Raw genomic sequence first — 14,186 nt, 5'->3', positions numbered from 1 at the left:
CGCCTTGCGGCAACTACGGTTTCGGCGTTGACGCGATCGGCAGCAGACTTTGCCGCGCGAATTGTTCGACCTGTTCATAGGTCTCCAATGGCGCCAGCACCGCAGGCGTGAGCAGGATCGAATGGGTGATGCGGACGAGGATTTCGGCTCGTGCGAGCAGCTCGGGTTCCGGGACTGCCGCCACGTCAGGGCCACGGAGCACTTCGGCGGTCGCCGCGACGGCGCCGGCCAGCAGCGGTGAGGCTTCGAGGGTCAGTCGAGGCAGCACGGTGTCGGGCTCGATGTCGAGAAGCCGGTTCCAGACCGCGTTCGTGCGCACCGTCTCGATCGTCGTGGCAAAACTGTGGACCACGCGATCCGCGAAATTGTCCGTACGCGCCGCCGCGGCGCGCACCGCTTCGAACAGCTTCTGGGATTCGCGGATGAGCACCGCCGAGACGATCTCGTTCTTCCCTCCGACCCGTCGATAGATCGTGACGCGGCCGAGCCCCGCGCGTTGAGCAATTTCATCGACGGTCGCCCGCCGGATCCCGATCTTGGCGAAGACGTCCAACGCGGCGTCGAGGATCTCTTCGACACCCTCATCACGGGCCGTGTCGAGCGCGAACAGATCGGTATGCACGCACCTGACCATAGTCGACGCTGCAACATTGAAACAATTGTATGTATTGTGTTTCACTGTAGCACGAAGGACTCAGAGCCGAGGAAGGCGTGTGATGGCGAGCAAAAAACCGGGACGAGTGGTGCGCGAGTACAACGACGAGGCGCTGGCGATCAACGCCCGCCACGTCCACTTCGATTGGTCCGGCGTCCCGTTGGAATACATCCCTGGCGAGGCCTATGCCACCCATTTCTGGAACGTCATGCACCTGGTCTTGCCAGAAGGTGAGCGGGCCATGGCCGACGTCTTCAGTCAGGCATTGCCGTACATCGACGACGAGCGCCTCAAAGAGGAAGTCATCGGATTCGTTGGACAGGAGGCGACGCACGCGGCGTCGCACGAGGGCTTCCGCAACTACCTGCGCGCACACGGTGTCGACGTCGGTGTGGTCCTGCGGCGCATCGAGTTCGCGGTAGAGAAGATTTTCGGCGACCACGGGATCACCGGTCCCGCGCGCAAGGCGTGGCTGAGCGAGCGCCTCGGGGTCTACGCAGCGGCAGAGCATTTCACCGCCGTCATCGGCGAATGGCTGTTGGACAACGAGGCCTTCGATCGCGCCGGCATCGACCCGACGATGCTCGACTTGCTGCGATGGCACGGCGCTGAAGAACTCGAACATCGCAATGTCGCGTTCGATGCCTACCAGTACGTCGACGGTGGCTATGCCCGCCGTGCGCGCACGGCCCTCATCGCATGTTCGGGCCTTGCGCTGCTCTGGTTTTCGACGGCATCGCATCTGTACCGCAACGACGCGACGGTGCAGCGTCGTCGTCCGTGGCCCTTCGAGTACATCCGCGCCGCCCATCATGGATTGGTGCCGGGGGTGTCTTTCCTTTTCTCGCAGATGTACTTCTACCTACGACCGGGTTTTCACCCGTCGACGATGGGCGACATCAGCAAGGCAGTGCGGTACCTGGCGGTATCGCCCGCGGCGCAGGCGGCACACGCATGAACGAACTACTCGACCAACCCACATCTGTCGATGACCCGACGCCAGCGCTCAGGGCCATGGGGCAGTTGGCCCGCGGCTATTCGCGGTTGTTCACCGAGAGCCGGATCGCGGACCGCTTGTCACCGGGCCGTCCGGTACGCCGGGCCGGATACGACGCGCGCCTCGAAGTTGTTGCGGCGGAACGCGTAGCCGACGACGTCGTCAGCCTGACCTTGAGCCGGGCCGACCGTTCACCGCTCCCGCGCTGGACGCCGGGCGCGCACATCGACGTGTTCACCCCGGCCGGCCGGCAACGGCACTACTCGCTGGTCGGTGACCAATTCGACCCCCTCCACTATCGAATCGCCGTGCGGCGGATCCCCGACGGCTCGGGTTCGGCCGAGCTGCACCGCGTCCGGGTCGGCGATACGCTGCGTATCCGGGGTCCCCGCAACGCGTTCAGCATGGCCCCCGCTGACGAGTACGTGTTCATCGCCGGTGGGATCGGCATCACGCCGATCCTGCCGATGGTGCGTGCGGCGGCATCCGGCCCGGCCCCCTGGCGCCTGGTGTACACCGGGCGTTCGCGCGCATCGATGCCCTTCATCGACGAGCTCACCGAACTCGGGCACGACCGGGTGCTCATCCGGCCCGACGACCATTACGGCACACCGGATCTGGCCGAATTGTGTACGGCCGCTTCATCCCGCGCGGCGTTCTATGTGTGTGGCCCTCCCGCCATGATCGAACGGGCTCGCGATGTCGCCGCCGCGACTGCGCCGGGCCGTACCGCAGAATTCCACAGCGAACGTTTCACCGCCGCACCGATCGTCGACGGCAGAGCGTTCACTGTGCAGCTGACCGAATCGGGGCTCACTGTCGACGTCGCAGCCGATGAGTCGGCCCTCGCTGCGATCCGCCGGGTCAAACCGGACGTGCAGTATTCGTGCCAGCAGGGTTTCTGTGGCGCTTGTCGCGTGCGACTGGTGGACGGCGTTGTCGAGCACCGAGATCGGGTGCTGACGCCCGACCAGCACGACGACTCGATGATGATCTGCGTTTCCCGCGCCCAGGGTGACTCGATCTCCGTCGCGCTCTAGCCAGCCACCGGCACTCACCAAGGACACACCCATGACCAAACCCACTCCCACACATGTCCATACCGCGATCATCGGTGCCGGCTTCGGCGGGATCGGCGCGGCGATGCGACTCAAGGATTCCGGCGACAACGACTTCCTCGTATTCGAGCGGGCCAGCGACATCGGCGGAACATGGCAGGCGAACACCTATCCGGGAGCGCAGTGCGACATCCCGTCGGTGCTGTACTCGTACTCGTTTGCCCCGAACCCCGATTGGACGCGCCTGTATCCGCTGCAGCGAGAACTAAAGGCCTACATCGAAAGATGTGTCGATGACAGCGGCATCCGGTCGCGCATTCGGCTGGGGCACGACGTCACCGACGCCTCATGGGACGACCTGGCCCAGGTGTGGCAGATCATCGCAGGTGGCCAACATTTCACCGCCACCGTCGTGGTCCTCGCCACCGGACCATTCAGTGAGCCGTCGATCCCGAATCTTCCGGGCCTCGAAGACTTCTCGGGTCCGGCCTTTCACTCGGCGGGGTGGCGTCATGACGTCGACCTGCGCGGAAAGGCGGTCGGTGTCATCGGCACCGGCGCTTCGGCCGTGCAGTTCATCCCCCGGATTCAGCCTGACGCCGCCGAACTGGTTGTGTTTCAACGAACTCCGACGTGGATCTTGCCCCATCCGGACCGCCCGGTCGGGCCCGCGGTGCGTTCGGTGTTCCGCACGGCCCCGCTCGTCCAGCGCGCAGCCCGTTCGGCGGTCAGCCTCGTCCAGGAAGCGATGGTGCCTGGCCTGGTCCATCTCCCGGCGCTGCTCCAGCCGATGGCGGCCGTCGGCACGTGGCATCTCCGCAGGCAGGTCCGCGACGAGAACCTGCGGGAAAAGCTGACACCGCGGTATGCGTTCGGATGCAAACGACCGACGTTCTCCAACACGTATTACCCCGCGCTGGCCGCGGACAACACCGTCGTGGAAACCACCGCGATCCGGCGGGTCACCAGAGACGGGATCGAAACCGCCGACGGGCACCACCATCGCCTCGACGCCATCGTTTTCGGAACCGGGTTCAAACTGGCCCATAACGAAGGATTCACCCGAATCCACGGCCGAGATGGCCGCAGCCTCGCGGAGGTGTGGGCCGGCGGAGAGATGAAGGCGCACTTGGGCACCGTCATTCCGGGCTTTCCGAATCTGTTCATGATCCTCGGCCCGAACTCGGTGGTGTACACGTCGCAGATCGTGACGATCGAGGCGCAGCTCGACTTCGTACTCGACGCCATCGCGCAGATGCAGCGCCGTCAGATCCGCAGTATCGAGGTTTCGAACGACACTCTCGACAATTTTGTCGCGCACGTCGACCGGCGTCTTGCGCACTCGGTGTGGAACTCCGGTGGTTGTCACAGCTACTACTTGAGTCCGTCTGGCCGCAACTTCACCTTCTGGCCTGGCTTCGTCTTCACATTCCGACGCCAGATGCGCCGAATTCGCCTCGCGGAGTTCGATATCCGTTACGCGACAGTGCCGCCCGAATCCGCCCACGCCGAGTTGCTGGTCGGACGATGACCGCACGTGCAGCGATGCCTCTTGCTGGTGCAGTGGTTTTCATCACCGGCGCGGCACAGGGCATCGGGTTCGAAGCGGCCTCCCGTTTCGTGGCGGCCGGATCGCGAGTGGTCCTCGTCGACGTCGACGAAGAGAAACTCGGGAAAGCACAGGAACAGCTGGGGATCGACACCATCGGCATCGTCGCCGATGTGCGCGATGCCGCCGCGTTGACCGCCGCGGCCGACCAGGCGGTGCACACCTGGGGACGCATCGATGTGGTGGTCGCCAACGCCGGCGTCACACCGCCGCCGGCAACCCTGCGCACCATCGAACCCGATGCGTTCCAACGGGTTATCGACATCAATCTGCTCGGCGCGGTGCATACCGTGCGCGCGACCACCGAGCACATCATCTCCAGTAGCGGACACATTCAGCTGGTCGGGTCATGCGCCGCGTTCGCACCGGGCATGGGCGGTGCGGCGTACATGATCAGCAAAGCCGGTGTCGAACAGCTCGGGCGAGCGTTGCGGATCGAGCTCGCGACCCACCAGGTGACGGTCGGAATCTCCTACTTCGGAATCGTCGACACGGCGCTGGCCCGCACCACACTCGATGACGATCCGATGGGCCAACGCATCGGCGAACTGTTGCCCTGGCCGTTGAACAAGCGCATCGACGCCGGCCACGCCGCCGCCAGCATTGTCGACGCAGTCGGCCGGCGCAGAGCCAGCAGCACCGTGCCGCGCGCATGGATCCCCTACGCCTGGCTTCGCGGTGTCATCAACCTGATCCTCGATCAGCAACTCGCGGCCAACCAGACGGTAGCCGCCATCATCCGGCAACTGGAGCGATAACACGCTGTCTCGCAACAGAAGCCAGATTATCAACCCGCACCAGCCGAAAGAACCGCCCTCCAGAAGAGAGATGAAACGATGGTCACCACCTCCGACGTGCACGGCCTGATCGCGACCGCCACGACATTCGCCCGGCGCGGCCTATCCGTGGCGGGGCGAGCCGACATCCCCGTGCGGGAGGTGCCGTCGTGCGAGCAGGCCGGCGGGCCGCCGCACGCGCCATCGCGGCCGGCCGATACCGGCGTCGCGACACAGAATGATTCGTCGCAGTCGAAGGAATCGTTGCGCACCAAAATGGCCGAGTTGTTGGACCGCTCACTGGACCAGAGCACGGGCGAGACGCGGCTGGAGCTCTACGACCGCATCGTCGACCAGCTTGTTGCCGACGAGGCGAGGATTCTCCGTGCACTTTCGGACGGCACCACCTCTCCCCTGGTCAACGTCTATGCGCAGTCTCGGCGGTGGTCCTTGCCTCGAGCCGTCCTTACCAACACCTCGCTGATCGGCCGCACCGCGGGCGCGACGCTGCCGACCATGGTGCCGATCTACGTCGCGAACCTGTTGCGGCTCGGTCTGGTTGAAATCGGACCCCACGCAGACGGATCCGAGCCCGGCTACGAGGTGCTCATGGCCGAACCAAGCGTCAGGCGCGCCGTCGCCGATGCGCAGAAGGCGCGGCAGTCCACTCGAGTGGAACGGCTCAGTCTGCGCCTGTCCGACCTGGGACGCGAGCTGTGGACGACAACGACGTGCGGCAGGTCCCGGTAAGGCACAAATTCTCGAACTACCTGGGCCACAATGCGTTCCGCCACAGGGCTGACACCGCATCGGTAGTGCGATCGAGGTGGCCGGATTGCGCACCGACACCCGCGGGTGCGCTGCCGACGACCGTCGCGGTGGTCAGGACACGCACCAGAGCGGGGAGGTCGGTCGAGATCGGTTGGGCGCCTTGATAGACCTCGGCCGACACAATCTCCACGATGCGGCGAGTGATCGCGTCCTCCACGGCCGCGACGATCTCGGCGATCTCCGGTTCGTAGCCTGCTGATGCGCGACACGAGGCCCACACCGGGTCGTCGGCAGCCAGGGCGGCACGGATACCGGCGATGACACGTGCGATCAATGCCGGAGTGGACTCCCCCGGTGTCCGCAACGCGAACGACTGATCGAGCATCGCGGCAGTGGTGCGTCCATGCAACAGTTCCGCCAAGGCGGAGTACTTGGATTCGAAATAGAAATAGAACGCGGTTCGCGTGACACCGGCCTGCCGAGTGATCGCCTGTACTGAAACCTCCGTAATCGGGTTTCGATCCAACAATTCGCGTAGCGCTGTCAAAATTGCCGTACGGGCGTGATCACCACGATTGGTGATCGTCGTTCGATCACGACCGGTAGCGCTCGGACTGTCGGTGGCAGTCGGACTCGCCTGGCAGCACGTGCCGTTCGGTTGACGTCGGGTTGCCAACATCACGGCTCTCCTTCTGTCGGGCAAGGTATTTCACGAAACACAGCAGGCATCGGACGACGCGCGCGGGATCGCCCCATCTTTTGCGATTGAAACAATCATACGCAATATGTTCTACTGTTTCAGCCTGAGCCGTTGCGGCCGCACCCGGTCCGGACGCCGCACGGCACTGCTGTGAGAAGGGTTGTGATGAGCGAAAGTCTGTGCGCGCACTTCCAGCGGCGCGTTGCCGAGCTCGGTGACATCGCGGCGATTTGCCGCGCCGACGGCACGGTGGCGTTGACCTGGTCGGAGTACGGCAATCAAGTTCGACGGGTGGCAGCGGGTCTGGCCGCGCTGGGCGTGCGGCGGGGCGATGTGGTGGCGATGATGCTCACCAATCGCCCCGAGTTCCACGTTGTCGACGCCGCGGTGATGCATCTCGGTGCGATCGGCTTTTCGGTCTACAACACCAGCGCCGCGGCGCAGATCACGTACCTGTTCGACAACGCCCAGCCGGCAGTCGTGGTCAGTGAGGCGCAATATCTGGAGAAGGTGCTCGCTGCCTCATCGGGCACCGCTGTGCGCCAAGTCATCTCGGTCGACGAGCCGAACCACGGTGTGCTCACCCTCGATGAGTTAGTAGATGGTGGTGCTGAGGATTTCGACTTCGACGCCGCTTGGAAAGCCATTCAGCGCGACGACATCCTGACCCTCATTTACACCAGTGGGACCACAGGGCATCCCAAAGGTGTAGAGCTGACGCACGGCAACCTGCTGTACCAGCTGGAGGTGATCCCGAGTGTGGTCGGCAATCTCACTGGGGGTCGAGTGCTGTCCTATCTGCCGGATGCGCACCTGATCAATCGTTGGATCGGCCAATACGCGCCGATGTACTTCGGTATCACGGTCACCGACGTCGATGACCCGAAGATACTGATCGACATACTGGGCCGCGTGCATCCGACGTTCTTCGTCGCGGTACCGATGCTCTGGTACAAGATTCGGGCTCGTGTCGAGGCACTCATCGCGGTGCAGACTGGACCAGCAGGCGCGCTCGCGCGGTGGGCTCTGGCAGCCGGCAAGAAGAAGGCGGGAGCCACCCTGGTGGGAGGCCGGTTGGGACTACTCGACGAAGCAGCCGCCGCCGCGGCAGACGTGTTGGTGTTATCCAAGATTCGCGCACGCCTAGGAATGGACCAACTGAGCGCGGCCGTGTCGGGCGCTGCGCCCATCGATGTCTCCGTACTCGAGTTCATGCTTGCGATCGGTGTTCCCGTGTTGGAGGCATGGGGCATGTCGGAGACCTCCGCGGTCACGACCGTCAATCCCAGAGACCGGCTCAAGCTCGGCACGGTGGGTAGACCAATCCCCGGCACACAAATCAAACTGGCTACCGACGGCGAGATTCTGGTCCGCGGATGTGGGGTGATGCGCGGATACCACCGCGATCCCGGTCGCACCGCGGAAATCCTCGATGTCGACGGCTGGATCCACACGGGCGACATCGGCTCGCTCGATGCCGACGGGTATCTGCGTATCGTCGACCGTAAGAAGGAGTTGATCATCAACTCCGGCGGAAAGAACATGTCCCCCAGCAACATCGAGGGAGCACTGAAAGCGGCCAGCCCGCTGATCGGCGCTGTCGCTGCCATTGGTGACAACCGTCCGCACATCGCCGCGCTGATCACGCTCGACCCCGATGCGGCCGCTGACTTCGCCTCCCGGCATGGATTCGCCGGCGCCACCGTCGACGAGATGGTCGACCACGAGGCGACACAGCAGGCTGTGTCTGATGCGGTGGCGTCGGCGAATACCCGGCTATCCCGGGTAGAGCAGATTCGGAGCTGGAAAGTCCTGCCGCAGTACTGGATTCCCGGCGGGGATGAACTGACGCCGACGCTCAAGCTGCGCCGCGCACCCATCGCCGAAAAATACGCCGCAGAGATCGACGCGCTCTACACGCGTTGAAGGAGAGGAAAAAGACAGTGACCCCCGCATCGACAACCGAACTTGCCGACCTGTCCGGTTTGGCCCGCGACTTCTTCACCAAGGAAGTCGCTCCGCGTCACGAGGAATTCGCCGCTGCCGGAGAGCCCGACCGTGCGTTGTATCGCCGTGCCGGCGACCTCGGGTTGCTACTGATGTCGATCCCGGAGGAATTCGGCGGCGGTGGTGCAACTTTCGCACACGAGGCGGTTCTGTTCCGGGAGCAGGCCTATGCAGGCGATCTGTCCATGCAGTTGGGTGTCCACACGGGCATCGTCCCGCACTACCTGAACGCCTACGCCACCCCCGAGCAGAAGCTGCGCTGGCTGCCCAAACTCGCTGCCGGTGACTGGATCGGCGCGATTGCCATGACCGAGCCCGGTACCGGATCGGATCTGCAGGCCATTTCGACGCGAGCCGTTCGCGTGGGAGACGAGTACGTGATCTCCGGCGCCAAGACGTTCATTTCGAACGGCGCGACGTGCGACCTCATCATCATCGCGGCCAAGACCGATCCGCAGCAGGGTGCGGCCGGGTTGTCGCTGTTCGCTGCCGAAGTTCGCGACGACACTCCGGGATTCCAGCGCGGCCGCAAGCTGAAGAAGATCGGCCAGAAAGGGCAGGACACCACCGAACTGTTCTTCGATGAACTTCGCGTCCCCGCGGAGAACCTGCTCGGCGGCGTCGAAGGTCGCGGCTTCGTCCAGCTGATGCAGCAGTTGCCGCAGGAGCGCCTGATCGTGGGCGTCGCCGCGCTGGGCGCGGTCGAGGCCGCGTACGACCACACGCTGGCGTACGTCAAGGAGCGCCACGTGTTCGGGAAGCCGCTTTTCGCCCTGCAGAACACCCGTTTCGAACTGGCCGAGATCGCCACCGTGGTCGACGTCATGCGTACGTTCGTCGACGACGCGATCCAGCGTCACGTCCGCGGCGACCTCGACGTCAAACGAGCCGCGCAGGTCAAACTCTGGTGCTCCGACCAACAGACACAAATCGTCGACCGCTGCCTGCAGCTACATGGCGGCTATGGCTACATGGAGGAATACCCCATCTCCCGACTGTTCGTCGACAGTCGGATCTCACGGATCTATGCCGGCGCCAACGAAGTCATGAAGGACCTCATCGCGCGCCACCTCTAGCCGGGATGATTCGGCCGTCCTGAGCGAGCTGGGTGTGCAACCCTCTACCCGTGCGATCGGGTAGGTACGGCCAGGCAAGGAGCAGGTGATGGGTGGCCACACACCGATGGCGCCCGCACCTCAGCGCGGTGGCGCCGCACACGACATCCAATTCGGGGTGCTGGGCCCGCTGCAGGTGACCGTCGCGTCGAGGCCGATTCAGGTCGGGACGCCGAAACAGCGCGCGGTACTTGCCATGTTGGTCGCGAACGCCAACCGCGCCGTCAGTGCCGCTGACTTGATCACCGCAATTTGGGAAGACGAGCCACCCGCCGCCGCGCGCATCTCCGTGAGTGCGTACGTGTCGAATCTGCGCCGCATCCTCACCGAGGCAGGCATCGACGCCCATGCCGTCGTATCGACCGCACCCCACGGCTACCGACTCGAAATCACCCCCGAACAAAGCGATCTGGCCCGGTTTGCCACCGAACAGCAAGCCGGGATCAACGCCGCGGCCGCCGGACGCTTCGAAGCCGCCAGCACTCACCTCACGACGGCACTGCGTCAGTGGCGCGGCGCCGTCCTCGACGACCTGCGCGACTTCGCCTTCACAGAGGCGCTGAGCAACGCGTTAGCCGAGGACAAAATCGTTGCGCAGACCGCACGCGCCCACGCCGAGATCGCTTGTGGCCGAGCCCATACCGTCGTTCGTGAGCTCGAAACTCTGGTCGGCGAACATCCCTACCGCGAACCCCTCTGGGCACAACTGATCACGGCGTATTACCTCACCGACCGCCAATCCGATGCACTCGACACCTATCACCGGCTCAAGACAACGTTGTCCGATGACCTCGGAATCGACCCCGCGCCGGCGCTGCGCACCCTGTACGAGCAAATCCTGCGTCAGGAACCACTCGACGTACAGCGCAATGCCCAGGCCGCGGCCCAGACGATCATCGCCTTCGAACCCGCTGTGACGACCCTGATCGACCCTGTCACCGCGGCCCTGCGCGACGTGCACGATCGCCTTCATCGGCTCAAGGGTGCGGCCACCCGCATCGGGCGCAGCCCCGACAATGACCTTGTCGTGGCCGACGACAAGGTCAGCCGGCACCACGCCGTCATCAACAATGCCGGCTCCACCCACATCATCACCGACCTCGGATCTGCCAACGGAGTCCATGTCAACGGCGAGCGCATCCGCGCCACGGCTGAACTCCACGACGGCGACACCATTCGAGTCGGTGCACAGGTGTTCGTCTTCCAGACCTACCCGCCCGCCACGGGGCCGGACGGTGACAAGGCCTGACAAGGCCTGACAAGCCGATAGCCGGCACGACTCCGACGTGACGGTAGCGGCCAGCCCAAGCAGTGGTTGACGCATCGACAGATTAATGGATACAGTGTATCCACAACTGGTTGCGCCGCGCTGCCCCCGATTCACCTACGACGTGAGGGCGCAGTCTGTGACGAGACTCCCAGCCGCAGAATCGGAGACAACGGTGAGCCGAATATTGCTACGCGGTGCACAGGTCATCACCATGGCCCCGCATCGCCCCGACACCGAACGCATCGACATCCTCGTCGAGGACGATCGCATCGCGGCGATGGGCGACCACCTCGATCCGACCGGCGCCGACGTTGTCGACCTCAAGAACCACATCGTCATCCCCGGACTCGTCAACGCCCACCTGCACACGTGGCAGTCCGCACTACGGTTCGTCGGCGGTGACTGGTCGCTGCTGGAATACCTGGCCCACACTCACGGTCACGTCGCCCGCAGATACGGCCCCGACGACATGCACATCGGGACGCTGGCCGGCGCGTTGAACCAAATCAATTGCGGCACAACTACTGTGGGCGACTGGTGCCACAACTGCCTGACTCCGGAGCACGCCGATGCCGCCATCGACGCACTGAACGTTGCCGGCATCCGCGCGGTCTTCTTTCACGGCACACCCCACGGCGGCCCCACCAAACCCCATGACGTGTCCGAGGTCGACCGCCTCATCAACGGTCCCATCGCCCACAGCACGCTGCTTGCCGCGGGAATGGCGATCAAGGGTCCGCAATTGTCCGCTTCCGACGTGGTGATCGCGGACCTCCGGGCCGCCGTCGAACGCGGCGTGACCGCATCGATGCACCAGAGCGCCGGAACGCCCGGACCCGGCTGGAGCGCGGTCGGCGCTACCGGACTGTGGGGTCCACACGCCAACATCGTGCACGGCACCGGACTGACCGACGACTGGGTGAAGAAGCTCACCGACGCCGGAGTCACGTTCACGACCACGCCGGAAAACGAACTGGGTCAAGGACATTGCACGGCAATCACCGAACAACTCGTGCGTGCCGGCGGAGCGCCGTCGCTCGGCACCGACACCGAAACGGCCGTATCGGGTGAAGTCCTCACCGCTGCCCGCATCACCCTGGCCCGCCAACGAGGCCTGGCACACGAGCAGGAATTCCACCGCACCGGCATGGGCGCGGCCACCGCGGGGCTCACCAGCAAACAGGCGCTGTCGTGGGCAACCGTCCATGGCGCACGCGCCCTCGGCCTGGCCGACAAGGTCGGCCACCTCTCCCCCGGGATGCAAGCCGACATCGTCGTCATCGACGCCCGGGCACTGAACCTGTGGCCGGCCCATGACCCGGTCACCGCGGCGCTGCACGCCAGCATCGCCAACATCGAAGCGGTCATGGTCGCCGGGCGCTGGCGCAAGCGGCACCACACCTTGATCGAAACCGACATCGATGAAGTCAAGGACCGGCTACAGGAGTCGGGAGAACGGTTCGCCCACAAGATCCGCGCGACCGGCCCGCTTGCCCGAACCCGACGCCGCGTCGTCCGCACGATCGTGCGCCGACACCTTCGGCACCAAGCTCGCTCCGAGAGCTAGCAACGCGGCCCGACGACACGATCGAGAGTCACAAGCTCGACCGACCACTCAGAGTCGACTCGCAGCGAAACCGGCTGCCTGGTCGGCCATGCCGGTGCGGACATAGGCGGTGTGCGCGCCCCAGTCCTGGCCGTCAGAGCAGATCAAGTCGTCGGGCAGACAGAGGTCGAGGGTCTTGCCGGTATACGCCGTGCCGACGGTGGGCAACTGGGCATGCATGAGCGTGGCCGCGTAGGCGCTCCGGAGATTGCCGAACAGCACCACCGCGGCAACGTGGTCCGCGATCTGCGGGGGCATCCCCGCGGTGGCCATACTGATGACGCCCGCGCCTTGTGAGTAGCCGCCCAGCACCATCCGGGTTTTGGGGCAGGTCGTGACGACGGATTGAATGTGACCGCTCGCATCAGCGGATCCGGCGGGCATCCCGGTGTCGAAATCCCACGTGGCCGGGTAGTCGACGGCGTAGGCCTCGACCGAGCGTGTGCCCACGTGCGAGGCGAGCGAATCAACGAAAGCCTGTCCCACTTCGCCGAGCCCCGGCGGTTGTGTTGTCCCGCGGGCGAACACCACCTCGATATCCGGGCATTCGGCAGCGGAGGCGGACGGTGCGGGAATGTCGGCCACCGACAGTGCGCATGCCGCCGCGACCACGGCAATGGAGATGTAGCTCTTCAAAGGTCTCCCAATTCGTCTGTCCGTCGCCGAGACCGATTGGCGCGCGGATGGCCAATGGATACAGCGTATTTGTTAGCGGCCATCGCCGACTCCCGACAGGTGTGTCCGACGCCCCACCAGCGGACTGTTGACACCAACACTAATTACGGACACACTGTATCCATTATGAAAAACGGAGACTCGCAGCAGCCGCTGTACGAGACCGTGGACGGCGTAAGAGTTCACTACCAGCGCTCAGGCGACGGGCAGCCCCTGCTCCTGTTGCATGGCAGCACGTCCTCGCTCGAGCACTTCGATCGGGCGACGGACATCTTGGACAGGCACTTCGACGTGATCCGTCCCGACCTGCCCGGTTTCGGCCTCACCGGGGCACGGAACGACCGCGACTACCGGATCCGGACCTATGCAAGAACGGTCGCTGGATTCATGGCGCAGCTGGGTATCGATCGGTACGCGATTGCGGGTAATTCGTTGGGCGGCAACGTCGCCTGGAACCTTGCGTTGGACTACCCCGACCGGGTGCGAGCGCTGGTGCTGGTCAACGCAACCGGCTACCCCGAGAAGGCGTTGCCTCTTGGCATGCGGCTCGCGCGCAACCCCGCGGTGGCACAGCTGATGCGGAGGGCCATGCCGCGGCGCATGGTCGAAGGCGGCCTGCGACAGGCGGTGGGTCCGCAGTCCACCATCGTCGATGACGCGATGGTCGATCGCGTGTACCGGTTGTGGAACCACAACGGCAACCGCGGGGCATTCGTTGATTTCGTCAACACCGACCAACCCGACCGCACTTGCGAACTCGGCCGCATCCAGGTACCCACCCTCGTGCTGCGCAGCGCAAGCATCGACGGGCAACATTTCGCCCGCGACATCCCCCATGCCCGCCAGGCCGTCAACCCCGACACCGGTCACCTGTTGCCCGAAGAAGACCCCGACTGGTTCACCGAACAGGTCATCGGGTTCCTGTCGACCCTCCCAAGGAACTGACC

At 64.7% G+C, this 14,186-nt stretch carries 13 protein-coding genes and 1 pseudogene; 10 read left to right on the top strand and 4 right to left on the bottom strand.

All coding sequences use genetic code 11. The features are described 5' to 3' along the window. Positions 1 to 13 precede the first annotated feature (13 nt). Positions 14 to 622 carry a TetR/AcrR family transcriptional regulator gene (locus BR47_RS0117445; RefSeq protein WP_020103107.1) on the bottom strand — a complete coding sequence of 203 codons (609 nt, stop codon included), beginning with the start codon at positions 620 to 622 and terminating at the stop codon, positions 14 to 16. Between the two features lie 94 nt (positions 623 to 716). Between BR47_RS0117445 and BR47_RS0117440 the strand changes: the two genes are divergently transcribed. From BR47_RS0117440 to BR47_RS30815, 5 genes are all read left to right on the top strand, one after another. Beyond that, positions 717 to 1,613 carry a metal-dependent hydrolase gene (locus BR47_RS0117440; RefSeq protein ID WP_081633504.1) on the top strand — a complete coding sequence of 299 codons (897 nt, stop codon included), beginning with the start codon at positions 717 to 719 and terminating at the stop codon, positions 1,611 to 1,613. Beyond that, the gene (locus tag BR47_RS0117435; RefSeq protein WP_029120293.1) at positions 1,610 to 2,692 is read left to right on the top strand and encodes a PDR/VanB family oxidoreductase; all 1,083 of its coding nucleotides are present in this window, start codon (positions 1,610 to 1,612) and stop codon (positions 2,690 to 2,692) included. The genes BR47_RS0117440 and BR47_RS0117435 overlap by 4 nt, the downstream gene beginning before the upstream one ends. Positions 2,693 to 2,723: 31 nt before the next feature. Next, the gene (locus tag BR47_RS0117430; RefSeq protein WP_029120292.1) at positions 2,724 to 4,241 is read left to right on the top strand and encodes a flavin-containing monooxygenase; all 1,518 of its coding nucleotides are present in this window, start codon (positions 2,724 to 2,726) and stop codon (positions 4,239 to 4,241) included. After that, on the top strand, positions 4,238 to 5,077 hold the full coding sequence (locus BR47_RS0117425; RefSeq protein WP_036427515.1) for a short-chain dehydrogenase/reductase: 840 nt from the start codon (positions 4,238 to 4,240) through the stop codon (positions 5,075 to 5,077). The genes BR47_RS0117430 and BR47_RS0117425 overlap by 4 nt, the downstream gene beginning before the upstream one ends. A 78-nt stretch (positions 5,078 to 5,155) precedes the next feature. Next, a complete protein-coding gene (locus BR47_RS30815; RefSeq protein WP_051634863.1) occupies positions 5,156 to 5,845 on the top strand; it encodes an Abi-alpha family protein in 690 nt (229 codons plus the stop codon). 16 nt (positions 5,846 to 5,861) lie between these two features. Here the strand turns inward: BR47_RS30815 and BR47_RS33800 are convergent, their stop codons facing one another. Beyond that, on the bottom strand, positions 5,862 to 6,287 hold the full coding sequence (locus BR47_RS33800; RefSeq protein ID WP_225433625.1) for a hypothetical protein: 426 nt from the start codon (positions 6,285 to 6,287) through the stop codon (positions 5,862 to 5,864). Positions 6,288 to 6,302: 15 nt separating this feature from the next. Continuing rightward, positions 6,303 to 6,545: pseudogene (locus BR47_RS34135) on the bottom strand (TetR/AcrR family transcriptional regulator); the annotation flags it as partial. A 186-nt stretch (positions 6,546 to 6,731) separates the two neighbouring features. On the opposite strand from BR47_RS34135, the gene BR47_RS0117410 reads away from it, so the two are divergent. The 4 genes from BR47_RS0117410 (at position 6,732) to BR47_RS0117395 (ending at position 12,525) form a co-directional block, all read left to right on the top strand. Then, positions 6,732 to 8,492 carry an AMP-dependent synthetase/ligase gene (locus tag BR47_RS0117410; RefSeq protein ID WP_029120290.1) on the top strand — a complete coding sequence of 587 codons (1,761 nt, stop codon included), beginning with the start codon at positions 6,732 to 6,734 and terminating at the stop codon, positions 8,490 to 8,492. Between the two features lie 17 nt (positions 8,493 to 8,509). Beyond that, positions 8,510 to 9,649 carry an acyl-CoA dehydrogenase family protein gene (locus BR47_RS0117405; protein ID WP_029120289.1) on the top strand — a complete coding sequence of 380 codons (1,140 nt, stop codon included), beginning with the start codon at positions 8,510 to 8,512 and terminating at the stop codon, positions 9,647 to 9,649. An 88-nt stretch (positions 9,650 to 9,737) separates the two neighbouring features. After that, a complete protein-coding gene (locus BR47_RS30810) occupies positions 9,738 to 10,937 on the top strand; it encodes a BTAD domain-containing putative transcriptional regulator (protein WP_081831327.1) in 1,200 nt (399 codons plus the stop codon). Positions 10,938 to 11,130: 193 nt separating this feature from the next. Beyond that, entirely contained in the window at positions 11,131 to 12,525 is a 1,395-nt protein-coding gene (locus BR47_RS0117395; protein ID WP_036427513.1) for an amidohydrolase family protein, read from the top strand. A 48-nt stretch (positions 12,526 to 12,573) separates the two neighbouring features. Here the strand turns inward: BR47_RS0117395 and BR47_RS0117390 are convergent, their stop codons facing one another. Next, a complete protein-coding gene (locus BR47_RS0117390) occupies positions 12,574 to 13,200 on the bottom strand; it encodes a cutinase family protein (protein ID WP_020103096.1) in 627 nt (208 codons plus the stop codon). 165 nt (positions 13,201 to 13,365) lie between these two features. On the opposite strand from BR47_RS0117390, the gene BR47_RS0117385 reads away from it, so the two are divergent. Then, the gene (locus tag BR47_RS0117385) at positions 13,366 to 14,184 is read left to right on the top strand and encodes an alpha/beta fold hydrolase (protein WP_020103095.1); all 819 of its coding nucleotides are present in this window, start codon (positions 13,366 to 13,368) and stop codon (positions 14,182 to 14,184) included. The last annotated feature ends 2 nt before the right edge of the window (positions 14,185 to 14,186 follow it).

Source organism: Mycobacterium sp. UNC410CL29Cvi84, from assembly GCF_000686745.1.
Lineage (GTDB): Bacteria > Actinomycetota > Actinomycetes > Mycobacteriales > Mycobacteriaceae > Mycobacterium > Mycobacterium mucogenicum_B.
Note: the sequence above shows the minus strand (reverse complement) of the source record. Positions and strands in the feature narration are given on the sequence as shown.